Raw genomic sequence first — 25,061 nt, 5'->3', positions numbered from 1 at the left:
CCGCCACCAATCGTTGCTACACAATATGGAGGCGGACCGCACGGGGGTAGCAAACCGGGAACCAAGGGAACCGGCCAGGCAAAAGCCTGCCCCGTACGGCCCGCCATAGAGACGCGGTAACGCAGTGCCGAGGCACTGGCTACGCGCTATGGAGCTGCCGCATCTTGGTATCCCAGGTTGCTACACCCGGTCGTGGGATTGACCACGACGGGCGCACTCTAGCCCGAGGGTTTCAGGATGGCAACCAACTGTGGCGTAGTTCTAATTTACTATTGCTTGAGACTTCTGAGCTTCTTGCGTAAAGGAGAGTTGGCTCTGAGGTCAGAATCTTTGATACTGGCACTCGGCCTGTACTGAGCAGAGGGTAGTTTTGATGGCAAGGAAGCGCAGAGGAGGAGTCAAACCGAAGGCATCAGGAGGTCTTATCATCGGCGCCATTCTGCTAGGTTTGCTCGCCTCCATTCCAAAGCAGGCCTGGATGGTGATGATTGGAGTAGCGATTATCGGCTTTGGTGTATGGCTTATTGTAAGGTTCGCTGATAAACCCTCGGTTCCCTCCCCCACCAAGCCGCGGCACGCGGTAAAGTCTGTGAAGGCCGCACGGTCAGACTCTATCGGGGACCTCCCGTCCCGCGGTTTGACATTTTCTCTAGACGAGGTGGAGGTGGTTCCTTCGGAGCCGAGCTCTTCTACTCGCACTATGGGCGTTGCTTCGTATCAGGCCCCAGTGCCACTCCCTGACAAGGCAGACAGCTCTGGGCTCTTCACCGTAATGCTTGAGGTGACTCAACAGCCGTCTCATCGCATCCCGACCGCGCCTGCTGATTTGGCCGCTACGCACGCACGCTGGGTATCTCAGGGCGAATTCATCGAGGTAGCTGGAGAGAAAATCTCAGGCGGGATGGTTTATGTCGGCGAAGATCGGAACAGCCGCTATGGTTCCTCGGAACCGAGCCTGATCAACCCCAAACTTAAGGTGGCGCGAAGCGTTGTGGATATCGCTGAGCGCCTCACGTCCTATTGGCCGAGTTACGACAGCATTTCCCCTGAGGCGCGTCGCGCTTATCTTCAATGGCTGTCCAGCGGCCGCAAGGCTCCGAATGCCAACATCGGCTATGTCTTTTTATTCTTCTATGGTCTGGAGCGCAGGGCCTTTGTCGACGCAAAGAAGGATCAAACTGCGGTGGCCGAGATTCCTTCCATCATTGCTGAAGTTGAAAGGCTGCTCTCCATTTACGGTGGCAACCATTCCTTCAACAATTATGCGAGTCGCTTCGTGGATTTCCTCCGTCAGGGCACGGTGCCTGCTCGACGCTATCTGGCAACACCGCCAGCACCTTTGCCTTATGGCTATGAAATGCCTATCGAGTTGCGTATCGGTTTGGGGCAGTTGGCCGTCGATAAGCAGCCGCTACCGGCAAACTGGGCATTGGCCTGGGTGCTATCCGATCACAGTATCGGAAAGCGGACCCCTGTAACTCGCTGTGAGGATGCATTTGCCCGTTTGTTTCACATGCGCTACGAAGAGCGGTACGGTGCAGGAATAGTCCTCCCGCAGAACAAGACTCGGTTGAAGTTCCAGTACAACACCGCCTCTGCCGGGCTACCTTCCCAGGACCTGGGTGGTCTATCCGGGCTTCCGGATGTCACTGCCACTTCCGTTGCGCGGAAGAAACTGCAGCAACTGGTCGACGAATGTACGGTGCAGTTGGAGCCATACAGCCGCTATCTGGGGCGTAATCCCGGTGCGACAGATGCACTTGAGGGGCTCCTGCAGCTACCTATTAGCCTTTGGCCTGCGAGTGCCCGGCTGGAGCTTGATGAGTTGAAGCAACGCATCGGCGACGGCATGGTGGTCATGAGTTTTAGCGAGTTGGCGGGGCGGTTGAAAAGCGCAGGGGCCTTGTCGCGAGACAAAGTCCTCACGCTAGCTCGGGCTTTGGAGTCATTGCACATTGGTATGGAGCCGGATGTGCTGGCTGGCAGCAGAACGCCCAAGTCCGAGGACCACGTGGCGCTTTTCGCGACCACCGTTGAAGATGGTGATCTACGGTCTTCTCCGGCGTATAGCGCAGCGTCTGTGACGTTGGATTTAGCTTGCGCTGTGGCAGCCGCCGATGGTGACACTTCGCCGAAGGAAATCATGCTGCTATCCCAGCATGTCGACTCTTGGAGTCACTTGAGCGGTGCACATCGAAAGAGGCTGAAAGCCCATCTGCGTCTGCAGCTCAGCCAGCCTCCTACTTTGCAGAGTCTTAAGAAGAAGTTGGAGCCGCTGGCCGAATCGGCGAAGAAGGCAGTGGCATCGTTCCTAGCCCACTTGGCACAAGTGGATGGAGAGGTAAGCCCTGCAGAGGTGAAGCTGCTTGAGCGCGTCTATAAGGTTTTACAGTTAGATCCTCAATCGTTGTACAGCGACCTTCATATTGCTGCTAATGGCAGCCCTGTTGGCTCATCGCAGGTTGTCCCGGCTATTTCAATCGCGACCAAGTCCAGTGGTCCGGGCGGCTTTACTTTAGATCATGAGCGGATTGCCCAACTGCAGCGTGAAACCGAACAGGTTTCAGCGCTGTTGGCTCAAGTCTTTGTCGATGAGTCTGTTGAGCCGGATACTTCTCTGGAGGAGGCAGGCGAAGACTCCTCTGGCGTGTGCGGATTGGATGCCGACCTGTCCGCCTTCTTGCGCGTGCTTGTATCTCGTAATGAATGGACGCGAGACGAGCTTGAGGCGGTGGCGAGCGATATGGACCTCATGCTTGATGGGGCTCTCGAGCACATCAATGACATGGCCTTCGAACACTTCGATATGCCCGTTACCGAAGGTGAAGATCCTTTCGAAATCAACCCAGACATCATGGAAAAACTACCTCTATGAGCAGCATCAGAGCCAAGGATCGCGATGCGGTCATTCAATCCCTGCGAGCTGGCGTTGTTCCGCGGGCAGGTCAACACTTGATTCAGGTCGGGCGTGCCGGTGAGCTTGAAGCGCTCATTCGTGACGTTGAGCGTCTGGCCGAGAGCGGCTCTGCTTTTCGAGTGGTGATCGGTGAGTACGGTGCAGGGAAAACGTTCTTCCTGAACCTGGTGCGCTCTATTGCAATGGAACGCAAGCTCGTCACTATGCATGCTGACTTGAATCCGGATCGCCGTCTGCATGCAACCGGCGGACAAGCTCGTTCGCTTTATGCCGAGCTTGCGAAGAACATGGCTACTCGTACTAAGCCAGATGGCGGAGCCTTGCAGGGAATCGTCGAGAAGTTCATCTCCCAAGCTAAGACTGAGGCGAAGGCGTCCGGTAGAGATATTGAGGTAGTGATTCGTGATCATCTCGCCCAATTGACGGAGATGGTCAATGGCTACGATTTTGCCGAGGTGATCGCCGCTTACTACAAGGGCTTTGAAGAAGGCAACGAGCAGCTCAAGGCCGATGCGATTCGTTGGTTGCGTGGCGAGTTCACCACCAAAACCGATGCGAGATCTGCGCTGGGTGTGCGAACCATTGTCGACGATGCATCCGTCTACGATCAGCTCAAGCTGCTGGCTCGGTTCGTCCGATTGGCTGGTTTTAGTGGTCTGATGGTGTGCCTTGATGAGTTGGTCAATCTATACAAACTCTCGAATACTCAGGCTCGCAACGCCAACTATGAGCAGATCCTACGCATCCTCAACGACTCATTGCAGGGCTCTGCTGAAGGGTTAGGCTTTGTGCTGGGGGGGACGCCCGAGTTTTTGATGGATACCCGCCGTGGCCTATACAGCTATCCGGCCCTGCAGTCGCGTCTGGCTGAGAATAACTTCGCCAAGTCTGGGTTGGTGGATCTTTCCGGGCCGGTTATCCGGCTCGTCAGCCTGACACCCGAAGACTTTTACGTGCTGCTTCAAAAATTACGTCACGTTTATGCCGGGGGTGACAGTCAACGGTATTTGCTACCTGACGAGGCGTTGCCGCTGTTCATGGGGCACTGTAATCAGCGATTGGGAGAGGCATACTTTCGAACACCGAGAACGACTATCACAGCATTTATTAACCTCCTAGCGGTGCTGGAGCAGAACCCTGGTGCTGACTGGCGAAGCCTTCTCGGAGCTGTAGAAATTGCGCCGGATAGAGGCGGGGAAGCCGATACCCAAGTGGATGCTGATGATGAGCTTGCCACCTTCCAGCTCTGAGTCCGCTGGATTCATACTGCTTGAACCCAGAATCCAACGCTGGATTTGGTCTGAGGGCTGGACTTCCCTGAGAGATGCTCAGGAACGCGCTATTCCAGCCCTTCTCGGAGCTGATCAGGATGTAATCATCGCGGCCGCGACGGCCGCGGGGAAAACCGAAGCTGCTTTTCTGCCCATTCTAACTAACCTCCTGCAGGATCAGGACTCGCCCGGCGCAGTGCTGTATATCAGTCCGCTTAAGGCATTGATCAACGATCAATGGGATCGGCTGGAAAGGCTTTGCGATGAACTAGAGCTGCCTGTTATCGCTTGGCATGGAGACATATCTGCAAGCCGTAAACATCGGTTCCTAAAGTCTCCACAAGGTATTCTGCTGATCACTCCAGAGTCACTTGAGGCGTTATTCGTTAATAGGGGAACCAGCCTGGCGGGGCTATTTGCTAATCTGCGTTACCTAATAGTGGATGAGTTGCATGCCTTCATTGGTAGTGAACGAGGTAAGCAGCTGCAGTCGCTCATGCATCGCGTTGAGTTGGTCATCGATCGTCCTCTGCCCAGAGTAGGCCTTTCCGCGACACTAGGAGACATGACGCTAGCTGCGGGCTTCCTGCGACCCAGCGCGCCCCAGTATGTATCGGTGATTGAGTCGAAGGGGTCTAGCCAGGTACTGAAGGTTCAAATTAGAGGGTATGAGGAGACTCATCAGGACGTGTCTGGGGTGCCTGAGGGAGAAGAGGTATTTTCTGCAGATCATGCGATTGCAGAGCACCTCTTTCAGGTATTGCGGGGTAGTAACAACCTGATCTTTCCCAACAGCCGCTCTCAAGTGGAGTGGTTCGCTGATAACCTCCGGCGGCGTTGTGAGCAGGATGGCGTTCCTAACGAGTTCTGGCCGCATCACGGGAGCTTGGCCAAAGACATCCGTGAGGAAACCGAGAAAGCCCTGAAAGCAGGTGACCGCCCTGCTACTGCAGTTTGCACGACGACACTGGAACTTGGGGTGGATATTGGCAGCATCAAAACGGTAGCGCAGATTGGGCCACCGCCATCGGTTGCTAGCCTCCGTCAGCGTTTAGGACGATCTGGGCGACGCCCCGGTGAAGCGGCCATTCTCCGAAGCTATTGCAAGGAGCGGCAGTTAAAGGCTGGCTCGCCATTATCAGATCGATTGCGCCAGGGCCTGGTACAGAGCATCGCTATGATCAGGCTGCTGATGCAGGGTTGGTTTGAGCCACCTCGCGTTCAGGGCGTACATATGTCGACGCTTGTACAACAATGCCTCTCGGTGATCGCCCAGCGAGGAGGGGCAACGGCAGCAGAGCTATGGCGAGTGCTGGTTCGAAATGGCCCATTCAATGGGGTGGAGCAAGATGGCTTCCTCAGTTTGCTGCGGGCCCTAGGCGATCACGATTTAATTACTCAGGAGGCCTCGGGTCTCCTGCTGCCCGGTGTGCTAGGGGAGCGCCTAGTCAACCACTACGATTTTTATAGCGCTTTCGTAAGCAACGAGGAATTTCGGCTGGTTTGTGATGGCAAGCCGCTTGGAGCATTACCGGTATCCAGGCCTCTGACCATTGGCCAGCGCATCATCTTTGCGGGGCGTCGTTGGCGCGTCATGGACGTAGATAACGAGGCCAAGGTTATTGTTGTGAGGTCTGACCCTGGTGGCGCTCCACCGTCCTTCGATGGTCTTGGAGCTCGTGTACATGACCGTGTCAGGCAAGAGATGAAAGCAGTTCTACTTGAGACGGAGGCCTATCCATATCTCGATGTCCAAGCTCAAAAGCTATTGGCAGAGGCTCGTAGCTCATTTACAGAGCTTGGTTTAGCGAACTCGAGCATGGTCGAGAGTGCTGACAAGACGTACCTTTTCACCTGGCAAGGGGATTGGACGAATGATGCCTTAGCCATTTTGCTGACCCATCTAGGGCTTCCGAGTGAAAATACCGGCTTGGTCATTGAGATCCTAGGGGAGCGGATTGCACTTGAAGCGAAGCTGCAAGAGATAGCAGGCTGGTCTATTGATGATGCAAGCGTTTTGAGCAGCGTACAGAACATGGCCCAGGAAAAATGGGACTGGGCGCTTCCGCCTACGTTGCTCATGCTTTCGTACTCTACAATGCACTTGGACTTCGAGGGAGCTAAGACTCTTGCAAAGTCGCTGTCGGCTTGATGGGCACCGCGAAGTGTTTGCCCTTGATATTAGGGTTGGTCTTTGGCAAACCCAAGGGGGAAGATTCAGGTAGCATACCGATTCGGCGTGATGTCCACGTCGTCTCATGACCCTCTTAGTTAGAAGCAGCCGCTGACGGTAATGATGACGGTGTTGGCCAGTAATGTTCACGCAAAATTCTTTTGACCACTTGGGTTTAGGCGGCTTGTTGATGATCGAGTGGGAGTGATCCCGCTGCGGTAAATGAAAAAACCGGCTTCGGCCGGTTTTTTCATGGCTCGGATAAGTGGGCTCGCTTAGCGAGCCGAGCGCTGGCGCTCCCAGCAGCGATAGTGCTCGATCAGCGTCTGTTCGACCGGGCGATAGGTGATGCCCAGTTCGTCGATGCTGCGCTGGTTGTCGATGGCGAAGCGAATGCCCAGGTGCTTGCGCAGGTAGTCGCCATCCAGTCCGAAGAGCGGCCCGATCAGGCGGATCAGCCCGTTGGGCAGGCTGTAGGTGGGGAGCATCCAGGGACGGCGATGGTGCGGGCGAACGATCCTGGCCACCTCGGCGAAGGACAGCATGCGTTTTTCCGCCAGGATATAGCGCCCCTGCGCGTTGCGCTTGTTGGCCGCGGCGATGTGCGCCTGCGCCACTTCGCGCACGTCCACTGTGGTGATGCTCAGGTCGGGCATGCCATAGAAGAAATAGCCCCTGAACATCTCGTCCAGCAGGAACAGGCTGCCGGAATCCGAGGCAGGCGTCAGCGACGGGCCGAGGATCAGGCCGGGGTTGATCGTCACCAGTGTCCAGCGATCCTGGCGGGCGCAGATGGTCCAGGCTTCCTTTTCGGCTGCGGTCTTGGCGTAGTGGTAAGGATTGTTTTCCAGGGTGCTGCTGCTGTTGAAGTAGGCCTCCGAGAGGGTCTGGCGCTGCATCTGCATGACATCTATGTAGTCACCGAAGATCGCCCCGACGGTGGAGGTCATCACCACCCGTGTGACGCTGGGGGTTCTTTCCACGCTGCCCAACACGTTGCGAGTCCCTTGCAGGGCTGGTTCGAGCATCTGCCTGCGGCCATCCTTGATCTTCTCGGGGAGCAGAAATGGCGAGGCGACGTGGTGCACGACCGAGCAACCCCGCATGGCGCTATCGAAGGCCCCATTTGCCAGCAGGTCGGCCTCGAACAGATGCAGGCGCCCCGGAAATTCCTTCTGCAGATTCAGCAACGGCTGCAGCTTGGCTGCATTGCCAAGGCTGCGCACCGTGGCATGAACGCGGTTGCCGGCAGCGAGCAATTGCTGGATCAGGTGGCAGGCGACATAGCCGCTGCCACCAGTGACCAATACGGTATCAGCCATGGCGTAACTCCTCTTTGGCGCGGGTCGGTTCGCACAGCCATCGGCCCTGCGCGTGAGCGCGCGGGCTTTGGCCGCGATGGAGCGAGCGTCGTTATCAGGCAGCGCAATGCTGTGCCGGCTAGCTTATTCAGGCGCTGGCCAGGTCGATAAGGGGCGTAAGGGACGGAAAAGGGGGCTTAGACGGACAGCGAATTGGCGTTATCGGACTTCGCGTCGCGATATTCGGCTCTGCGCCCTGGGTTCTATGCTCGGTTTTGGGTCGTTTCCCCTGTTCTGGCACCAAACTTATTCATTGCTCATAATCATTTTTGTGCAGAAAAGGCGCTTTATATCTATTTTTTTTCTTGCCTAATCCTTATTAGGCTGGATGATCCTTCTATCATCATTTTTGAGCATGGACATGAGCGTGCTGAGAGTCGCCTTATGAATGACCTGCCCGCAGATCCTATCGGTGCCGCCTGGTTGGCTCAGGCGTATAAGGTGCTGCCGTTAGGGCAACTGCCAGTGATCAGTCAGGTGGGAGGGCGGCGCGCCACTCTGCTAAGCGAAGGCGTCCGTCTGGAAACCTATACCGAGTCCATGCGGCCGAATGCAGAGGCTGCTGCACACCTGCAGTTTCACCTGCGACATGAGGTTCCTCATCTGGAGTTTCTGACGCGTCTGTTCGAGCGGACTGGGCCAGGGGTCATCCAGACCTGGGTGACGGCTGAGCCCACCGGGCAGTACGCACGCCGTGCAGCCTTTCTCTATGAGTGGTTGACTGGAGATGCTCTTCAGGTGCCCGAGCGTTTGGGGGGCAATTACGTTGATGCCATCGACGCCGGGAAGCTGGTTGCAGCGAGCGCTGAGCGAGTGATCAAGGTGCAACGCTGGCGAGTGAACGACAACCTGCCCGGCACGCGCGCATTTTGTCCCATCGTGGTTAAGACCGAAGCGCTGGAGCAAGCGGCTGCGCTGGATATTCCGCGTTTGCTTGGAGAGTTGACGGACGAGTTCGGTGAAGAGCTGCTGCTGCGAGCGGCGGTATGGATGACCTTGCGCGAGAGCAAGGCCAGTTTCGCCATCGAAGGCGAGGGTGATCGGGTTGGCCGGGTGCAGCGCTTCGCTGATGTGATGGCGCGGCGTACCGGCCAGGGTGAGGTGCCATTGAGCGATGCGGCATTGGCTGCGTTGCAGCAGGAAATACTGGGAGATCGATCCGTCATTGCGCATTTCGGTATACGCCAGTCTCCCGTGTTCGTGGGCGAGACGTTGCGTTACCAGGAGGTTGTGCATTACGTCGCGCCCACGGCTTCTGAAGTCGGTGCGATGCTCGAAGGGCTGCGTGTGTTCCTCGAGCGAACCGAAGGGCAGTCGTCGGTGATGCGCAGTACCGTTGCCGCGTTCGGTTTCGTGTATATCCACCCGCTGGCTGATGGCAATGGCCGTGTGCATCGTTTTCTGGTCAACGACATTCTGCGGCGTGACGGCATAATCCCGGAGCCAATGATCCTGCCCATCTCGGCGGTGATCATGGACGATGCGGGCGAGCGGCGCAGTTATGACCGAGTGCTGGATGAAGTCTCCAGGCCTTTGATGCTGGCCGTGCGCGAGCATGTCGAGTTCGAGCTTACGCAAACCACCTACCCCGATGGTGTGGTGTCCAATTTCGTTTTTCACGCTGCCGACCAGGCCAGACCTCTGTGGCGATATCCCGATCTCGGGACGCATGTGATCTTTCTCGCCAACATCATCGCTCGGACGCTGAGTGAGCAGATGCGCGAAGAGTCCCGTTACCTGCGCAGCCATCTGCGGGCACGTGCGGCATTGAAAGAGGTGGTCGAAATGCCCGACCACCAGGCTGATCGCCTTCTGCGTTCCATCGAGCAGAACAGTGGCCAATTGAGCAACGTGCTGGCCAAAGAAATGCCGATCCTCACACGTCCGGGGATATGGGCCGAGATCATCGATGCCGTTTCTCAGGCATTTCAGGAGGATGGCGCTGATATGGCAGTGATCGATCTATATCGACCTGGCAAGCCCAGCGGCGGCTGATGGCGAGATTTGCGTCGCGCCAGCCCGCCTTAACCAGGCCCACCAGGTGCATGAGCAACTGGCCACAGCCCTGGTCGAGCAGGCCGTGGCTTAACCAACAGCCAGAAGTGCAGGGATGCTCCTTCGTGCCTTGCCTTCTGCAGAACTACCGACGGCTTGGTAAGCAGGGCTTACCGCGTCCGATTCGACAGCCAAAAGACTAAGGAACGATCTCATGGCGACATTTGATGAACGGCAACAGGCTTGGGAAGAATTTCTCCAGCGTTGGCCGCTGCAAGCGCTGAATAAGCTGAACTTGAGCACCTACAACAAGAGCGGTGACCACGATACCTTCACCTATTGGCTGGAGTTCGGCCCAGGCCGGCTGCTTGGCTCGATAAAAGGGGGCGACTCGTCCAAGCTGGGTGTGTACGAACGCAAGAATGAGCCCAAGGGGGCGCGTGCTCATGTGCAGGCCGGCGAAGTCTATTCCTGGAAAAAGAAATACGGCTCTTCTGTCGATGAGGCCTTTGCCACCATTCGTTCACGTCTCGTCGAGGTTGCCCGAGCAGCCAGCAAAGGCGATTTGCAGCGCATTCAAGCCATCGATCTGGAGCATGTGCTGAAGTGGAAGGTCGCGTTCATCTACCAGAATCCCGATGCCCCTTGCGTGCTGCCGATCTACAACCACAAGCGTCTTCTTGAAATTGCAGGCGAGACGGATAGGCAGGTGACTCAGGCCGAGCTTTATGCACGGCTGATGAAACGGCGCGGTGACACGCCGGTATTGGCTTATGGCTTCGATCTGTGGAAAGCCGCTGAGGTGGCAGAGCCTGACGATGAGGAGGTGGAGAGTTTGGCGGACGGGCGCGTGATCGAGGAGATGGGCAAACCACCCTTGAACCAGATTCTTTTTGGGCCGCCGGGTACGGGCAAGACCTACGCCACCATCGATCATGCCTTGCAGATCCTCGACCCGGTTTGCTTCGCCAGCAATCGAGGTGACGATGCGCAGGCGCGTAGGTGCTTGAAAGACCGCTTCGATGAGCTGGTCGAGGAAAAGCGCATTCGCTTCGTGACCTTTCATCAGAGCTTCAGTTATGAGGACTTCATCGAGGGCCTGCGTGCCAGCACGGAGAACGGGCAGATTCACTATCGCCCGGAAGATGGAGTGTTTAAACAGATCGTGGCGGATGCCCAGTCTGTCGACGGAACGCCCAGCCTGGACGAGTTGCTGCAGCAGTTCGTCGAGCAGGTGGCGGAAACCCCGATCACGCTGGAAACCTCTCGTGGCAAGCGCTTCTCGGTCGAGCATCGCTATGGCAACTCGACGCTGACCTGCATCCCCGAAGCCTCCAGATCCGAACGAGAGTTGCCCGCCAACATCGAGCATGTGCGCCAGTTACTCAATGGCGTACGGCCTGACAACCTCTATTGCGAAAGCTATGTCAGAGGCATCGCTGACCATATCAAGGCGGCGCTGCCGACAAGCCCGGCGGCGTCTTCCCATGGCCAGGCGCGCAAGCCTTACGTGTTGATCATCGATGAAATAAACCGGGGCAATGTGTCGCGTATCTTCGGTGAGCTGATCACCCTGATCGAACCCTCGAAACGCCAGGGGCACGAGGAGTGCCTGCCCATCGTTTTGCCCTACTCGCGTAAGCCATTCAGTGTGCCGGACAACCTTTACATCATCGGCACGATGAATACCTCCGACCGCTCCTTGGCAGGCCTGGACATTGCCCTGCGCCGGCGCTTCGTGTTCCGTGAGATGCCACCACGGCCCGAGCTGTTGCAGGGCGTCGAGGTGGCGGGGGTGGAGATCAGCGAACTGCTGTGGGTGATGAACCAGCGCATCGAGGTCTTGCTCGATCGCGAGCATTGCCTGGGGCATGCCTATTTCATGCCGCTGAAAGACAAGGACTTTACGGATGAGCAGGGGCTGGCCGCGCTCGCGCTGATCTTCCGCAACCAGATTCTGCCGCTGTTGCAGGAATACTTCTTCGAGGATTGGCAGCGCATCCAGTGGGTGCTCAACGACCATCGCAAGCCGCAGCAGGATCGTTTCGTCGTGCAGGGCGAGCAGAATATGGAGGCGCTGTTCGGCTCCATCAGCGTGCCGGCGCAAGGCCAGACGTGGCGAGTCAATGAGGCGGCGTTCGAGCGGCCTTCGGCCTATGCCGGGATCATCGGGGCCAAGGTTGGAGGCGAGATGCCGGCTGCCGAGCCTGTGGAGGCGGATGCGTGAATCCATGTGTCACGGTGCGTGAATATGCTCGCCTGACCACGGCACAGGTCGCTCACGGTGACCTCGATTGCGCGCAGATTTCTGACAGTGCATTTAAGTGGCTATGCGAGCAGAGTGCTCGCTTCAAGCGCAGTGGCGCCACGCTGCTGCAGGTTGAGGGGCGCTGCGATCTTCGCTGGGATTCCTACGTGGGTGTGCTGGAAACACCCTGCGGCACGAGGCTGGAGATTCTGCCCAAGCACCACGAGCAGGGCGATTGCGTGGGCAAGAGCCGCGCGTTGCTGCGTAAGCTCATCGCTCATGCCTTGCAGCTGAAACCGCGTGAAGCCTCGGTGGCGAGCCTGGAGTTGTTCGATGCACCGCTTAGTGAGTGGGTGATGGGACAGTTTCTGGCGGAGCTGGATCGGCTGGTCAAGCGCGGCATGCGCTTCGACTATCGGCGTATCGAAGAGGAACAGCGGTTTCTGCGGGGGCAGCTCGACGTGGTGGCGCAGATGCGTCAGCCGCCAGGGCGTCAGCATCATTTCCAGATTCGTCATGACGTATTCCTGCCGGATCGCGCCGAGAACCGCTTGCTCAAGCTGGCGCTGCAACAGGTGGCCAAGAGTACCCGCGATGCCGCCAACTGGCGCCTGGCTCACGAGTTGCGCGCCATGCTCGTCGAGGTGCCGGCCAGCCAGCAGGTCAGCGAGGATCTGCGTGCCTGGAGTCGTGACCGGCTGATGGCCCATTACCAGGCGGTCAAGCCCTGGTGCGAGTTGATCCTCAAACAGCAGATGCCGCTTGCCGTGAGCGGCCAGTGGCGTGGTGTGAGCCTGTTGTTTCCGATGGAAAAGCTGTTCGAGAAATACGTTGAGGGTTGGTTGGCGAAGGCATTGAAGCCCGGCGTGCAACTGCAGCCGCAAGCCAACGAGCAGCATCTGTGCGGGCACAGCAGCGGGCAGATGTTTCGCCTGAAACCGGACTTGCTGATCGATGCGCCCCGGCAACGCTGGATTCTCGATACCAAGTGGAAGCGTATCGATGCCGGCAAGCCGGAGAGGAACTACGAGCTGAGCCAGGGGGACTTCTACCAGTTGTTCGCCTATGGCCATAAATACCGCCGAGACGGCGAGGTGCCTGGTCTGGCCCTGATCTATCCCCGGTGGTCACGCTTCGAGCAGGCGCTACCGGTGTTCGACTATGGGGAGGGCATGGCGCTTTGGGTGCTACCGTTCGATCTGGACGCTGACTGTTTGCTGGGCAGCCTGTCAGCGGGGCTTCCTGTTACTGCACCAGTGGAGTTGATCGCATGAGCTCGTATCATCCGCCGCTGACCCTGACCGCGCCAATGCTGGCGCTGGTTGCCGAGATCAGCGAGCAGGTGGGGCGTCTGGCTGCGCAGCAACAAGCAGCGCTTACTCCGCAACTGCGTCGCGGTAATCGTATTCGTACCATCCAGGCGTCGTTGGCCATCGAGAACAACAGTTTGAGTGTCGAGCAGGTGACGGCGGTGCTTGAGGGCAAGCGGGTGCTGGGGCTACCGCGGGAGATTCAGGAAGTGCGCAATGCCTTCGCAGCCTATGACGCGATGCCGGGCTGGCAGCCGCATAGCCAGTCAGATCTGTTGACGGCTCATGGATTATTGATGCTGGGCCTGATTGACGATGCCGGGCGTTACCGTCGTGGCGGTGTCGGCATTTATCGTGAGGGGCGCTTGCTGCACATGGCGCCGCCGGCCAGTCGGGTGAACGTATTGATGCAGCGCCTACTGCGCTGGCTAGGTGCGAGTGACTGGCACCCGCTGATCGCTAGTTGTGTGTTCCATTACGAATTCGAGTTCATCCACCCCTTTGCCGATGGTAACGGGCGTATGGGGCGCTTGTGGCAGACCCTGATCCTCAGCCGGTGGCGACCGGTGCTGGCCTATCTGCCGGTGGAAACGGTGATCCGCGATCAGCAGGAGGCCTACTACGCTGCGTTGGCCGCTGCCGATCAGGCGGCTGAGGCCACGCCGTTCGTGGAGTTCATGCTGGCGGCGTTGCGCCAGGCACTAAGCGAGGCTGGTCAGAGCGATCAAGTAACCGATCAAGTAACCGATCAAGTAGCGCGTTTGCTGCAGGCTCTTCCGCCTGGTGTCGCGCTCAAATCCAGCGAGCTGATGCTGCGTCTGGGGTTATCACATCGTCCGACCTTTACTCGGAACTACCTTAATCCAGCCTTGGCCGCGGGGCTGATCGAAATGACCGACCCAGCATCACCCCGCAGCCCGACACAGCGATATCGGCGCAGACAAGCCTGAGGGCTCGCGTCCCGAGCCCTTGCCGATTTCAGGCAGTCGATGTCCTTACTCCGCCGCATACGCCGCCAGGCAGGTGTCGAGCATGCGGTTGGAGAAGCCCCATTCGTTGTCGTACCAGGCCAGCACCTTGACCAGGCGGCCGTTCACCTTGGTGTGGTTGGCGTCGAAGATCGACGACAGCGGGTTGTGGTTGAAGTCGCAGGACACCAGCGGCAGTGGGTTGTAGCCCAGTACCTTCGAGCCCTCGGCGGCGGCGCGCAGCAGGGTGTTGATCTCTTCGGTGCTGGTGTCGCGCTGCACCTGCACGGTCAGGTCTACCAGCGACACGTTGATCACCGGCACCCGCACCGCCATGCCGGTCAGGCGTCCGGCCAGTTCCGGTAGCACCAGGCCGACGGCTTCGGCAGCGCCGGTCTTGGTGGGGATCATCGACTGGGTGGCCGAGCGGGCGCGGAAGGGATCGCTGTGGTAGACGTCGGAGAGGTTCTGGTCGTTGGTGTAGGCATGGATGGTGGTCATCAGTCCGCTTTCGATGCCCAGTTCGCGCTGCAGCACCTGGGCCACCGGCGCCAGGCAGTTGGTGGTGCAGGAGGCGTTGGAGATGATCTGCTGATCGGCGCGCAGGCTGCCTTCATTGACGCCGTAGACGATGGTGGCATCGGCGCCCTTGGCCGGGGCGGAGATGATCACCTTGCTGGCGCCAGCGGCCAGGTGCGCGGCGGCCTTGTCACGCTCGGTAAACAGGCCGGTGCACTCGAATACCACATCCACCTCAAGCGCCTTCCACGGCAGTTCGGCTGGGTTGCGCACGGCACTGACAGCGATGACGTCGCCGTTGACGATCAGGCTCTGGCCGTCGACCTCGACCGATGCATCGAAAATGCCGTGTACGCTGTCGTACTTGAGCAGGTGGGCGTTGATCGCGCTGTCGCCCAGGTCGTTGATCGCGACGACCTGCAGTTTGTCGCGGTAGTTCTGGGTATAGAGTGCCCGGAGCACGTTGCGGCCGATGCGGCCGAAACCGTTGATGGCAATTCGTAGTGTCATGGTGATGATCTCGGTTTGTTGTTTTAAAACAAGATTATTCCCATGAGACTAGAAATCAAGCGCTTTGAATGTCAGTATTTTGATAAAAATACAATTTAATGGCTGTCCGATAGCCTGGAGTCGAAACCATGCATCCCCGCATTCTTGAGGTCACCGAGCGCCTCATTGCCCGTAGCTCTGCGACCCGCGCGCGTTACCTGGCGCAGATGGCTGCCGCCGACAGCCAGGGCCCGCACCGTGGCACCCTGCAGTGCGCCAACTTCGCCCACGGCGTGGCGGGCTGCAATTCCGCTGGCGACAAGCAGCGCCTGCGCCTGATGAACGAAGCCAACGTCGGCATCGTCACCGCCTACAACGACATGCTCTCGGCGCACCAGCCCTACGAGCACTACCCGCAGATGATCAAGCAGGCGCTGCGCGAGGTCGGCTCGGTCGGCCAGGTGGCCGGTGGCGTGCCGGCCATGTGCGATGGCGTGACCCAGGGCGAGCCGGGCATGGAGCTGAGCCTGGCCAGCCGCGAGGTGATCGCCATGTCCACCGCCGTGGCGCTGTCGCACAACATGTTCGATGCGGCGATGCTGCTGGGCATCTGCGACAAGATCGTGCCGGGGCTGATGATCGGCGCGCTGCGCTTCGGCCATCTGCCGATGATCTTCGTGCCGGGCGGGCCGATGCCGTCGGGCATTCCCAACAAGGAAAAGGCCGCCGTGCGCCAGCTCTACGCCGAGGGCAAGGCGAGCCGCGAAGAGCTGCTGGAATCGGAGATGAAGTCCTACCACAGCCCCGGCACCTGCACCTTCTACGGCACCGCCAACACCAATCAGGTGGTCATGGAAATCATGGGCCTGCACCTGCCGGGCTCGTCCTTCGTCAACCCCTACACGCCGCTGCGTGACGCGCTGACCGCCGAGGCCGCGCGCCAGGTGGTGCGTCTGACCCGCCAGGGCGGCGAGTACACGCCGCTGTGCCGGATCATTGATGAGAAGGCCATCGTCAACTCGGTGGTAGCGCTCAACGCCACGGGCGGCTCGACCAACCACACCCTGCATATCCCCGCGTTCGCCCGTGCTGCCGGTATTCACCTGACCTGGCAGGATATGGCGGATATCTCCGCCGTGACCCCGACCCTGGCCAAGGTCTACCCCAACGGCCAGGCCGACGTGAACCACTTCCATGCCAGCGGTGGCGTGCCCTTCATGGTGCGTACCCTGCTCGAAGCCGGCCTGCTGCACGAGGACGTGCATACCGTGGCCGGCCCCGGCCTGGTGCGCTACACCCAGGAACCCTTCCTCGATGATGGCCGCCTGGTCTGGCGCGAAGGCCCGGCGCAGAGCCTGGATCGCACTATCCTGCGCGGCGCGACCGAGGCCTTCTCGGCTGAAGGCGGGTTGCGCGTGTTGACGGGCAATCTGGGCAGCGGTGTGGCCAAGGTGTCGGCGGTGGCGCCGGAGCATCAGGTGGTCGAGGCGCCGGCGCGGGTGTTCGAGACTCAGGCCGAGCTGGCCGATGCCTTCAAGGCCGGTGAGCTGGAACGCGACTTCGTCGCCGTGGTGCGCTTCCAGGGGCCCAAGGCCAATGGCATGCCCGAGCTGCACAAGCTCACGCCTTACCTGGGCGTGCTGCAGGATCGAGGCTTTCAGGTGGCGCTGGTCACCGATGGGCGCATGTCCGGGGCATCGGGCAAGGTGCCGGCGGCCATTCACGTCAGCCCGGAAGCCTGGGACGGCGGGCCGCTGGCCAAGGTGCGCGACGGTGATCTGATTCGTGTCGATGGCGTGACCGGGCACCTGCAGGTGCTGGTGGATGAGACCGACTGGGCCGCCCGCGAGCTGGCACCGCGCCCGCAGGGCACCGGTGTCGGTTGCGGGCGTGAGCTGTTCGCCTTCATGCGCGCCGCCTTCAGCCCGGCTGAGCAGGGCGCCAGTGCCTTCACGGCGGAACTGGAGTCGCTGCGATGAGCCTGGTGCTGGTCGGCGATGTCGGCGGCACCAACGCGCGTTTCGCCCTGTGGCGCGATGGCCGTATCGAGGCCGTGAGGGTATCGGCCACGGCCGAGCATGCCACGCCGGAGCTGGCCGTGGCCGCCTACATGGCCGCCGTGGGGCTGGCGCCGGGTGAGGTACAGACCGTCTGCCTGGCCTGCGCCGGGCCAGTGGAGATCGATCCGTTTCGCTTTACCAACAATGCCTGGCGCATCAGTCGTGCGGCCTTCTGCGCCGAGCTGCAGGTGCGCGAGTTGCTGCTGATCAACGACTTTTCGGCCATGGCCCTGGGCATGACCTGTTTGCGCGACGATGAGCGCATCAGCGTCTGCCCGGGCGTGTCCGAGCCTGGTCGTCCGCGTGTGGTGATCGGTGCGGGCACCGGCCTGGGTGTCGGCACCCTGCTGGAGCTGCCGGGTGGCGGCTGGCATGCGCTACCGGGCGAGGGCGGGCATGTCGACCTGCCGGTGGGCTCAGCACGCGAGGCACAGATCTGGCAGGCGCTGCATGATCAGCTCGGGCATGTCAGCGCCGAGGCCGGCGCGCTCAGCGGCAATGGCCTGCTGGCGCTGTACCGCGCTACCTGCACGGTGGACGGCCAGCCGCCGCTGTTGCACAGTGCCGCGCAGATTACCGGCGCGGCTCTGGAGGGCGACGCGCTGGCAGCCAGCGTGCTGGAAACCTTCTGCTGCCTGCTGGGAAGGGTGGCCGGCAACAACGTGCTGACCCTGGGCGCGCGCGGTGGCGTGTATATCGCCGGCGGCATGGTGCCGCGCTTCGCCGAATTCTTCCTGGCCAGCGGCTTTTCCCGCTGCCTGCGCGACAAGGGCTGCATGAGCGATTATTTCGACGGCTTGCCGGTGTGGCTGGTGACGGCCGAGTATCCGGGGCTGATGGGCGCTGGTGTGGCGGCGGAGCAGCATCTGGCGCGCAGGCGATAGCCGCACGCGGCGTTGCATAACAACAAGATCAAGGACTATCGATGTGAGCCCGACCGGAAAATCCATCCTGCTGGTCGACGACGACCAGGAAATCCGCGAGCTGCTGCAAACCTACCTGGGCCGCGCCGGCCTGCAGGTGCGCAGCGTGGCCGATGGCGCCGGCTTTCGTCAGGCGCTGGAGGAGGGCGGCGCGGACTTGCTGATTCTCGATGTGATGCTGCCCGACGAAGACGGCTTCAGCCTGTGCCGTTGGACGCGCGCGCACGGGCGTTTCGCCCAGGTGCCGATCATCATGCTTACCGCCAGCTCCGACGAGGCCGACCGGGTGATCGGCCTGGAGCTGGGCGCCGATGATTACCTCGGCAAGCCCTTCAGCCCGCGTGAGCTACTGGCGCGGATCAAGGCCCTGCTGCGCCGGGTGCACTTCGCCCAGGAGCGCGCCCCCGAGGTGCTGGCCTTCGATGAGTGGCGCCTGGACATGGTCAGTCACCGCCTGTTCCACCTCGATGGCGAGGAGGTGTTGCTCTCCGGCGCCGACTTTGCCTTGCTCAAGCTGTTTCTCGATCATCCGCAACAGATTCTCGACCGCGACACCATCGGCAACGCCACTCGTGGCCGCGAGATGATGCCGCTGGAGCGCGTCGTCGACATGGCCGTCAGTCGCCTGCGCCAGCGTCTGCGCGACACCGACAAGCCCCCACGGTTGATCCGCACCGTACGCGGCAGTGGTTACCAGTTGGCCGCAACGGTCACCGCCCAGGCCGGCCATGCGCGCTGAGTGGCGGCGGCTGTTGCCGATTCCGCGTTCGCTGCTGGGGCGCATGCTGCTGCTGACCCTGCTCGCAGTGCTGGTGGCACAGGCGCTGTCCAGCGCCATCTGGCTGTCGCAGTTGCGCGCCACCCAGCTCGAAGGCCTGGTCACCGCTGCGCGCAGCCTGGCTCATTCGATGTCGGCCAGCGTGCGTTACTTCCGCTCGTTGCCGGTGGCCTATCGGCCGCTGGTGCTCGACCAGTTGCGCAGCATGGGCGGCACGCGCTTCGTGGTCAGCCTCAATGATCGTCCCCTGCAGATGAAGCTGCTGCCGGCCACGCCACGCAAGCAGGCGGTGACCGAGGCGGTGAGCGAGGTGCTGCACGCTTCGCTGGGCGGCAGTGCGGACATCTCGGTGAACTTCGTCAGCCCGGACGACCTGCTGATCTTCAATGGCGGTCTCAAGCTCGAAGAGCTACCACGCTCCTGGGCGCATTACGCGCTGACCCTGGAGCCGGTCAAACCGCCGGTGCTGGTCACCCAGATGCAGCTAGCCCCCGGCGAATGGCTGTATATCGCCTCGCTGCTGCCCGAGCCCTACACCAGTCTGGAGGAGCCGGTGCTGCCGGCCCAGCAACTCTGGTTCATGCTCTTCAGCAGCGCCTTCTTGCTGCTGTTCATCGGCCTGCTGGTGCATTGGCAGAGCCGCCCGCTCAAGCGTCTGGCGCGGGCGGCGCGGCACATGTCGCTGGGCGCCGAGGTGGAGCCGGTGGCCGAGGGCGGTGGGCGCGAGGTGGTGGAGGTGAGCCGCGCCTTCAATGCCATGCGCGAGCGCATCAGCCGTTATCTGACCGAGCGTGCGCAACTGTTCAGCGCCATTTCCCACGACCTGCGCACCCCCATCACGCGCCTGCGTCTGCGGGTCGAGCTGCTGGAGGACGAGGCGCTACAAGCCAAGTTCGGCCGCGATCTGGACGAGCTGGAACTGCTGGTCAAGGGCGCGCTGCAATGCGTCAAGGACACCGACATCCACGAGAACATCGAGCCGGTGGATCTCAACCAGTTGCTGCATTGCCTGGTCGAACCCTACCTGGCGCCAACGGGGACGGGCCAAGTGACGGTGCATGGCCAGGCCCAGGCTGCCTACCCGGGCAAGCCGCTGGCGCTACGGCGCTGCATCGGCAACCTGATCGACAACGCGCTCAAGTACGGCCACAGCGCCCACCTGCATGTCGAGGACGATGCCCAGGCCTATGTGCTGCACGTCGATGACGATGGCCCAGGGGTGCCCGAACAGCGCCTGGAGCAGGTGTTCGAGCCGCATTTCCGCCTGGCTGGGCAGCAGCAGGGCTACGGCCTGGGGCTGGGCATCGCACGCAATATCGCCCACAGCCATGGCGGCGAGGTGAGCCTGCAGAACCTGCGCGAAGGTGGTCTGCGGGTGACCCTGCAGTTGCCGCGTTCGGTGGAGTGACTGCCTGCAGCGGGTGTGGGCTTCGTTCGGGCGATACGTTGGCGCCAGTGGGTTCCCGGGTATCGCTGCGCTCAACCCAGGCTGCGGTGAGCGCAGGTGTCGTCGTTTCGTAGCCTGGGTTAGCCCAAGGCGTAACCCGGGTGTTTGCCATGAGTCTGGAGTCACTGCCATGAACCTGCCTGAACTGCCCGCCACGAGCTGGCTGAGCAAAGCCCGCCACCGGGCCTGGCTGGACGCCGAAGGCCAGCGCCTGCTGGCCTTCGCCAGGGCCGCGCGCGTCGAACAGGGCTTCGCCGCCCTCGATGAGCGCGGCAACTTGCCGGCCGACGCCTGCGCCGAGCTGATCCACACCACGCGCATGACCCATTGCTTCGCCTTGGCGCATATCCAGGGGCTGCCCGGCCATGCCCATCTGGTCGACCACGGCATCGCGGCGTTATGCGGGGCGCTGCGTGACGAGGTGCATGGCGGCTGGTTCGCCGATGCCCGCCGCAGCGGCGACAAGAGCGCCTACCTGCATGCTTTCGTCGCCCTGGCTGCCAGCTCCGCACGGGTGGCTCAGCGGCCTGGCGCCGAGGCGCTGTTGGCCGAGGCCATCGCAGTGCTCGAAGGGCATTTCTGGAGCGAGGAGGAGGGCACCCTGCGCGAAAGCTTCAGCCGCGATTGGACGCAGGAAGAGGCCTATCGCGGTGCCAACAGCAACATGCATGGCGTGGAGGCCTTTCTCGCCCTGGCCGATGTCACCGGCGATGCCCTGTGGCTGCAGCGCGCCCTGCGCATCGCCGAGCGGCTGATCCATGCTCATGCCGTGGCCAGCGGCCATGTGGTGGTCGAACATTTCGACCGCCACTGGCAGCCGTTGCCGGAATACAACGCCGACAACCGTGCCGACCCCTTCCGCCCCTACGGCAGCACGCCGGGCCACAGCTTCGAGTGGGCGCGCCTGCTGCTGCATCTGGAAGCGGCCTTGCTGCGCGCCGGGCTGGTCGCGCCCGATTGGCTGCTGACGGACGCCCGTGGCCTGTTCGCCAGCGCCAGTCGCGCTGCCTGGCAGGCCGACGGCACGCCGGGGCTGGTCTATAGCCTGGACTGGCAGGCGCGGCCTGTGGTGCGTGCGCGTCTGCACTGGGTGCAGGCCGAGGCCATCGCGGCGGCTGCGGCCTTGCTGCGACGCACCGGCGAGGCCGACTACGAGCGTTGGTATCGACAGTTGTGGGAGTTCGCCGCGCGCCACTTCATCGACCTGCAAGGCGGTAGCTGGCATCACGAGCTGGACAGCGACAACCGCCCGGCAGGGAGTATCTGGGCGGGCAAACCCGACCTCTATCACGCCTATCAGGCCGTGCTACTGCCGAATTTGTCATTGGCGCCGAGCCTGGCCAGTGCCCTGGCGGCTTTGTAACGGGCTGGTGACATTCGCGCGTCGCTTCGTTACCTGAGCGCCCTCGAAGGCTGATTACACTCCATCCAAACGCAAGCGCCATGACTTGCCGGATAACAACAAGAAAGGTATTTCCGATGAACTCGATTACGCGTATCTCCGCTGCCGTATCTCTCGTTTCCCTGATCCCGTTCTCCGCCCTGGCTGCCAACACCGAAGGTACGGTCGAGGTCGTGCATTGGTGGACCTCCGGTGGCGAGGCCGCCGCCGTCAAGGTGCTGCGTGAGCTGGTGGAGAAGGACGGCTACACCTGGAAGGACAGCGCCGTGGCTGGTGGTGCCGGCGCTGCCGCCATGACCGTACTCAAGACCCGGGTGATCTCCGGCAACCCGCCCGGTGCGGCGCAGATCAAGGGGCCGGATCTGCAGGAGTGGGGCGCGCTGGATCTGCTCGCGCCGCTGGATGACGTGGCCAAGGCCAACAACTGGGATGGCCTGCTCTCCAAGACCGTGGCCAACACCATGAAATACGACGGCCATTACGTCGCCGTGCCGGTGAACATCCACCGCGTCAACTGGCTGTGGATCAACCCGGAAGTGTTCAAGAAGGCCGGCATCGACAAGGCGCCGACCACCCTCGACGAGCTCTACGCCGCTGGTGACAAACTCAAGGCCGCCGGTTTCGTGCCCCTGGCCCATGGTGGCCAACCGTGGCAGGACAGCACCGTGTTCGAGGGCCTGGTGCTCGGCATCATGGGTGCCGACGGCTACCACAAGGCCTTCGTCGAGCATGACGAGGCGACCCTCACCAGCCCGCAGATGACCGAAGTGTTCACCGCGCTGAAGAAGCTCTCCACCTACATGGACGACAACCGTGCCGGACGCGACTGGAACCTGGCCACTGCGCAGGTGATCGAGGGCAAGGCCGGCATGCAGATCATGGGCGACTGGGCCAAGAGCGAGTGGACGGCCGCCGGCAAGGTGGCTGGCAAGGACTACCAGTGCGTGCCGATGCCAGGCACCGCTGGCAGCTACACCTACAACATCGACTCCCTGGCCATGTTCAAGCTCAAGGACGAAGGCGACATCGCCGCCCAGCGTGCCCTGGCGCGCATCGCCCTGGAGCCCGAGTTCCAGTACGTGTTCAACGAGAACAAGGGCTCGATCCCGGTGCGCCCCGATCTGGACATGAGCAAGTTCGACAGTTGCGCCCAGGCCTCCATGAAGGATTTCCAGGAGGCCGACAAGGCCGGCACGCTGGAGCCGAGCATGGCTCACAGCATGGCCACCAACCTGGCGGTGCAGGGGGCGATCTTCGATGTGGTCAGCAACTTCATGACCGACAAGAACGCCGACCCGAGCAAGGCGGGCGCGCAGATCTACGCGGCGATCAAGGCCGCGCAGTAAGGCGCTGCGGGCCTGCGCTGCAGGCCCGCTTCCCTATCCCATCACGAGCACGACAGGCCCTGGCGCTGTCGCGGGCAGCGCTCGGCCCGAATTCATCCACACACTGGTAATGCCCGATGAGTGTCACGACGCTAACCGCCAAGGCTTCACCCTTCGACGCGCTGCAACGCTGGCTGCCCAAGCTGGTGCTGGCGCCGAGCATGCTGGTGGTGCTGGTCGGTTTCTATGGCTACATCCTGTGGACGGCGCTGCTGTCGTTCACCAATTCCAGCTTCATGCCCAGCTACAAGTGGGTGGGCCTGCAGCAGTACGCACGGCTGCTGGACAACGACCGCTGGTGGGTGGCGAGCAAGAACCTGATGGTTTTCGGCGGCCTGTTCATCGGCATCAGCCTGGTAGTCGGCGTGCTGCTGGCGGTGCTGCTGGATCAGCGCATCCGTCGTGAAGGCTTCATCCGCACCATCTACCTGTACCCCATGGCGCTGTCGATGATCGTCACCGGCACCGCCTGGAAGTGGCTGCTCAACCCGGGCCTCGGCCTGGACAAGATGCTCCGCGACTGGGGCTGGGAAGGCTTTCGCCTGGACTGGCTGGTGGATCAGGATCGGGTCATCTACTGCCTGGTGATCGCCGCCGTGTGGCAGGCCTCGGGCTTCGTCATGGCGTTGTTCCTGGCCGGGCTGCGCAGCGTCGATCAGTCGATCATCCGCGCCGCCCAGGTGGACGGCGCGAGCCTGCCGACCATCTACCTGCGCATCGTGCTGCCGAGCCTGCGCCCGGTGTTCTTCAGCGCGGTGATGATCCTCGCTCATATCGCCATCAAGAGCTTCGACCTGGTGGCGGCGATGACCGCCGGTGGCCCCGGCTACGCCTCCGACCTGCCGGCGATGTTCATGTACAACTTCACCTTCAGCCGCGGCCAGATGGGCATTGGCTCGGCCAGCGCGATGCTGATGCTCGGCGCGATCCTGGCGATTCTGGTGCCCTATCTCTACTCGGAATTGCGAGGCAAGCGCCATGACTAGAGCCTTCAGCTTCAGCCGCGTGGCGATCTACGCCACCCTGTTGTTCGCCGCCGCACTGTACCTGGTGCCCCTGGTGGTGATGCTCCTGACCAGCTTCAAGACCCCCGAGGACGTGCGTACTGGCAACCTGCTGTCGCTGCCCGATGCCTTCACCCTGATCGGCTGGGTCAAGGCCTGGGACGTGGTCGGCGGTTACTTCTGGAACTCGGTGAAGATCGCCGTGCCGGGGGTGCTGATCTCCACTGCCATCGGTGCGCTCAATGGCTACGTGCTGTCGATGTGGCGCTTCCGCGGCTCGCAACTGTTCTTCGGCCTGCTGCTGTTCGGCTGCTTCCTGCCGTTTCAGACGGTGTTGCTGCCGGCCTCGTTCACCCTCGGCAAGCTGGGCCTGGCCAACACCACCACCGGCCTGGTGCTGGTGCACGTGGTCTACGGCATCGCCTTCACCACGCTGTTCTTCCGCAACTACTACGTCAGCGTGCCGGAGGCCCTGGTCAAGGCGGCGCGCCTGGATGGCGCCGGTTTCTTCACCATCTTCGGGCGCATCCTGCTGCCGATGTCGGTGCCGATCATCATGGTCTGCCTGATCTGGCAGTTCACCCAGATCTGGAACGACTTCCTCTTCGGCGTGGTGTTCGCCAGTGGCGACGCGCAGCCGATCACGGTGGCCCTGAACAACCTGGTCAACACCAGCACCGGAGCCAAGGAATACAACGTGGACATGGCCGCGGCGATGATCGCCGGGCTGCCGACCCTGCTGGTGTACATCCTGGCGGGCAAGTATTTCCTGCGTGGCCTCACGGCCGGCGCAGTCAAAGGTTGAAAGCTG

General features: G+C 61.3%; 17 protein-coding genes. 15 read left to right on the top strand and 2 right to left on the bottom strand.

Annotated elements, in window-relative coordinates; translation table 11 throughout:
* Nucleotides 1-373 precede the first annotated feature (373 nt).
* Genes PVE35_RS19315 through PVE35_RS19305 form a run of 3 tightly spaced genes read left to right on the top strand, consistent with a single transcriptional unit; the run spans nucleotide 374 to nucleotide 6,340 of the window.
* Nucleotides 374-2,875, top strand: coding sequence for a TerB N-terminal domain-containing protein (locus tag PVE35_RS19315; protein ID WP_150606129.1), 2,502 nt, complete (start codon nucleotides 374-376; stop codon nucleotides 2,873-2,875).
* A complete protein-coding gene (locus tag PVE35_RS19310) occupies nucleotides 2,872-4,167 on the top strand; it encodes an ATP-binding protein (protein WP_277372712.1) in 1,296 nt (431 codons plus the stop codon). The genes PVE35_RS19315 and PVE35_RS19310 overlap by 4 nt, the downstream gene beginning before the upstream one ends.
* Nucleotides 4,142-6,340, top strand: coding sequence for a DEAD/DEAH box helicase (locus PVE35_RS19305; protein WP_150606127.1), 2,199 nt, complete (start codon nucleotides 4,142-4,144; stop codon nucleotides 6,338-6,340). The genes PVE35_RS19310 and PVE35_RS19305 overlap by 26 nt, the downstream gene beginning before the upstream one ends.
* Before the next feature lie 296 nt (nucleotides 6,341-6,636).
* On the opposite strand, the gene PVE35_RS19300 is transcribed toward PVE35_RS19305, so the two are convergent.
* The gene (locus tag PVE35_RS19300; RefSeq protein WP_277372711.1) at nucleotides 6,637-7,683 is read right to left on the bottom strand and encodes an NAD-dependent epimerase/dehydratase family protein; all 1,047 of its coding nucleotides are present in this window, start codon (nucleotides 7,681-7,683) and stop codon (nucleotides 6,637-6,639) included.
* 423 nt (nucleotides 7,684-8,106) lie between these two features.
* Between PVE35_RS19300 and PVE35_RS19295 the strand changes: the two genes are divergently transcribed.
* The 4 genes from PVE35_RS19295 to PVE35_RS19280 all read left to right on the top strand — a co-directional run bounded on the left by PVE35_RS19295 (nucleotide 8,107) and on the right by PVE35_RS19280 (nucleotide 14,225).
* A complete protein-coding gene (locus PVE35_RS19295; protein ID WP_277372710.1) occupies nucleotides 8,107-9,717 on the top strand; it encodes a Fic family protein in 1,611 nt (536 codons plus the stop codon).
* A gap of 448 nt (nucleotides 9,718-10,165) precedes the next feature.
* A complete protein-coding gene (locus PVE35_RS19290) occupies nucleotides 10,166-11,944 on the top strand; it encodes an AAA family ATPase (RefSeq protein WP_277372709.1) in 1,779 nt (592 codons plus the stop codon).
* Complete coding sequence (locus tag PVE35_RS19285; protein WP_277372708.1) at nucleotides 11,941-13,239, top strand: McrC family protein; 1,299 nt, start codon at nucleotides 11,941-11,943, stop codon at nucleotides 13,237-13,239. Before PVE35_RS19290 ends, PVE35_RS19285 begins: the two co-directional genes overlap by 4 nt.
* Nucleotides 13,236-14,225: a Fic family protein gene (locus PVE35_RS19280; RefSeq protein ID WP_277372707.1), complete on the top strand. Its 990-nt coding sequence runs from the start codon at nucleotides 13,236-13,238 to the stop codon at nucleotides 14,223-14,225. The genes PVE35_RS19285 and PVE35_RS19280 overlap by 4 nt, the downstream gene beginning before the upstream one ends.
* Nucleotides 14,226-14,270: 45 nt before the next feature.
* Here the strand turns inward: PVE35_RS19280 and gap are convergent, their stop codons facing one another.
* Nucleotides 14,271-15,272, bottom strand: a complete 1,002-nt coding sequence (gene gap / locus PVE35_RS19275; RefSeq protein ID WP_277372706.1) for a type I glyceraldehyde-3-phosphate dehydrogenase — start codon at nucleotides 15,270-15,272, stop codon at nucleotides 14,271-14,273.
* Between the two features lie 128 nt (nucleotides 15,273-15,400).
* On the opposite strand from gap, the gene edd reads away from it, so the two are divergent.
* The 8 genes from edd (at nucleotide 15,401) to PVE35_RS19235 (ending at nucleotide 25,055) form a co-directional block, all read left to right on the top strand.
* Entirely contained in the window at nucleotides 15,401-17,230 is a 1,830-nt protein-coding gene (gene edd / locus PVE35_RS19270) for a phosphogluconate dehydratase (protein WP_277372705.1), read from the top strand.
* Nucleotides 17,227-18,195 carry a glucokinase gene (locus PVE35_RS19265; protein WP_277372704.1) on the top strand — a complete coding sequence of 323 codons (969 nt, stop codon included), beginning with the start codon at nucleotides 17,227-17,229 and terminating at the stop codon, nucleotides 18,193-18,195. Before edd ends, PVE35_RS19265 begins: the two co-directional genes overlap by 4 nt.
* A 43-nt stretch (nucleotides 18,196-18,238) precedes the next feature.
* Entirely contained in the window at nucleotides 18,239-18,973 is a 735-nt protein-coding gene (locus PVE35_RS19260) for a response regulator (RefSeq protein WP_268178732.1), read from the top strand.
* Nucleotides 18,963-20,420 carry an ATP-binding protein gene (locus PVE35_RS19255; protein WP_277372703.1) on the top strand — a complete coding sequence of 486 codons (1,458 nt, stop codon included), beginning with the start codon at nucleotides 18,963-18,965 and terminating at the stop codon, nucleotides 20,418-20,420. Before PVE35_RS19260 ends, PVE35_RS19255 begins: the two co-directional genes overlap by 11 nt.
* Nucleotides 20,421-20,589: 169 nt before the next feature.
* Nucleotides 20,590-21,822, top strand: a complete 1,233-nt coding sequence (locus tag PVE35_RS19250; RefSeq protein WP_277372701.1) for an AGE family epimerase/isomerase — start codon at nucleotides 20,590-20,592, stop codon at nucleotides 21,820-21,822.
* A gap of 116 nt (nucleotides 21,823-21,938) precedes the next feature.
* Nucleotides 21,939-23,207 carry an ABC transporter substrate-binding protein gene (locus PVE35_RS19245; protein ID WP_268178730.1) on the top strand — a complete coding sequence of 423 codons (1,269 nt, stop codon included), beginning with the start codon at nucleotides 21,939-21,941 and terminating at the stop codon, nucleotides 23,205-23,207.
* Between the two features lie 116 nt (nucleotides 23,208-23,323).
* On the top strand, nucleotides 23,324-24,232 hold the full coding sequence (locus PVE35_RS19240) for a sugar ABC transporter permease (protein ID WP_268178729.1): 909 nt from the start codon (nucleotides 23,324-23,326) through the stop codon (nucleotides 24,230-24,232).
* Complete coding sequence (locus tag PVE35_RS19235; protein WP_268178728.1) at nucleotides 24,225-25,055, top strand: carbohydrate ABC transporter permease; 831 nt, start codon at nucleotides 24,225-24,227, stop codon at nucleotides 25,053-25,055. The genes PVE35_RS19240 and PVE35_RS19235 overlap by 8 nt, the downstream gene beginning before the upstream one ends.
* The last annotated feature ends 6 nt before the right edge of the window (nucleotides 25,056-25,061 follow it).

The sequence above is a fragment of the Pseudomonas sp. AA-38 genome (assembly GCF_029457475.1).
Taxonomy (GTDB): Bacteria; Pseudomonadota; Gammaproteobacteria; order Pseudomonadales; family Pseudomonadaceae; genus Aquipseudomonas.
The sequence above is the reverse complement of the archived record's forward strand: the minus strand, read 5'-3'. Positions and strand labels throughout refer to the sequence as shown.

Excerpts from the sequence above, each read along its gene's own strand:
- PVE35_RS19315 (WP_150606129.1), top strand. The coding sequence starts at position 374 with ATGGCAAGGAAGCGCAGAGGAGGAGTCAAACCGAAGGCATCAGGAGGT.
- PVE35_RS19310 (WP_277372712.1), top strand. The coding sequence starts at position 2,872 with ATGAGCAGCATCAGAGCCAAGGATCGCGATGCGGTCATTCAATCCCTG.
- PVE35_RS19305 (WP_150606127.1), top strand. The coding sequence starts at position 4,142 with ATGAGCTTGCCACCTTCCAGCTCTGAGTCCGCTGGATTCATACTGCTT.
- PVE35_RS19300 (WP_277372711.1), bottom strand. The coding sequence starts at position 7,683 with ATGGCTGATACCGTATTGGTCACTGGTGGCAGCGGCTATGTCGCCTGC.
- PVE35_RS19295 (WP_277372710.1), top strand. The coding sequence starts at position 8,107 with ATGAATGACCTGCCCGCAGATCCTATCGGTGCCGCCTGGTTGGCTCAG.
- PVE35_RS19280 (WP_277372707.1), top strand. The coding sequence starts at position 13,236 with ATGAGCTCGTATCATCCGCCGCTGACCCTGACCGCGCCAATGCTGGCG.
- gap (WP_277372706.1), bottom strand. The coding sequence starts at position 15,272 with ATGACACTACGAATTGCCATCAACGGTTTCGGCCGCATCGGCCGCAAC.
- edd (WP_277372705.1), top strand. The coding sequence starts at position 15,401 with ATGCATCCCCGCATTCTTGAGGTCACCGAGCGCCTCATTGCCCGTAGC.
- PVE35_RS19265 (WP_277372704.1), top strand. The coding sequence starts at position 17,227 with ATGAGCCTGGTGCTGGTCGGCGATGTCGGCGGCACCAACGCGCGTTTC.
- PVE35_RS19255 (WP_277372703.1), top strand. The coding sequence starts at position 18,963 with ATGCGCGCTGAGTGGCGGCGGCTGTTGCCGATTCCGCGTTCGCTGCTG.
- PVE35_RS19250 (WP_277372701.1), top strand. The coding sequence starts at position 20,590 with ATGAACCTGCCTGAACTGCCCGCCACGAGCTGGCTGAGCAAAGCCCGC.
- PVE35_RS19245 (WP_268178730.1), top strand. The coding sequence starts at position 21,939 with ATGAACTCGATTACGCGTATCTCCGCTGCCGTATCTCTCGTTTCCCTG.
- PVE35_RS19240 (WP_268178729.1), top strand. The coding sequence starts at position 23,324 with ATGAGTGTCACGACGCTAACCGCCAAGGCTTCACCCTTCGACGCGCTG.
- PVE35_RS19235 (WP_268178728.1), top strand. The coding sequence starts at position 24,225 with ATGACTAGAGCCTTCAGCTTCAGCCGCGTGGCGATCTACGCCACCCTG.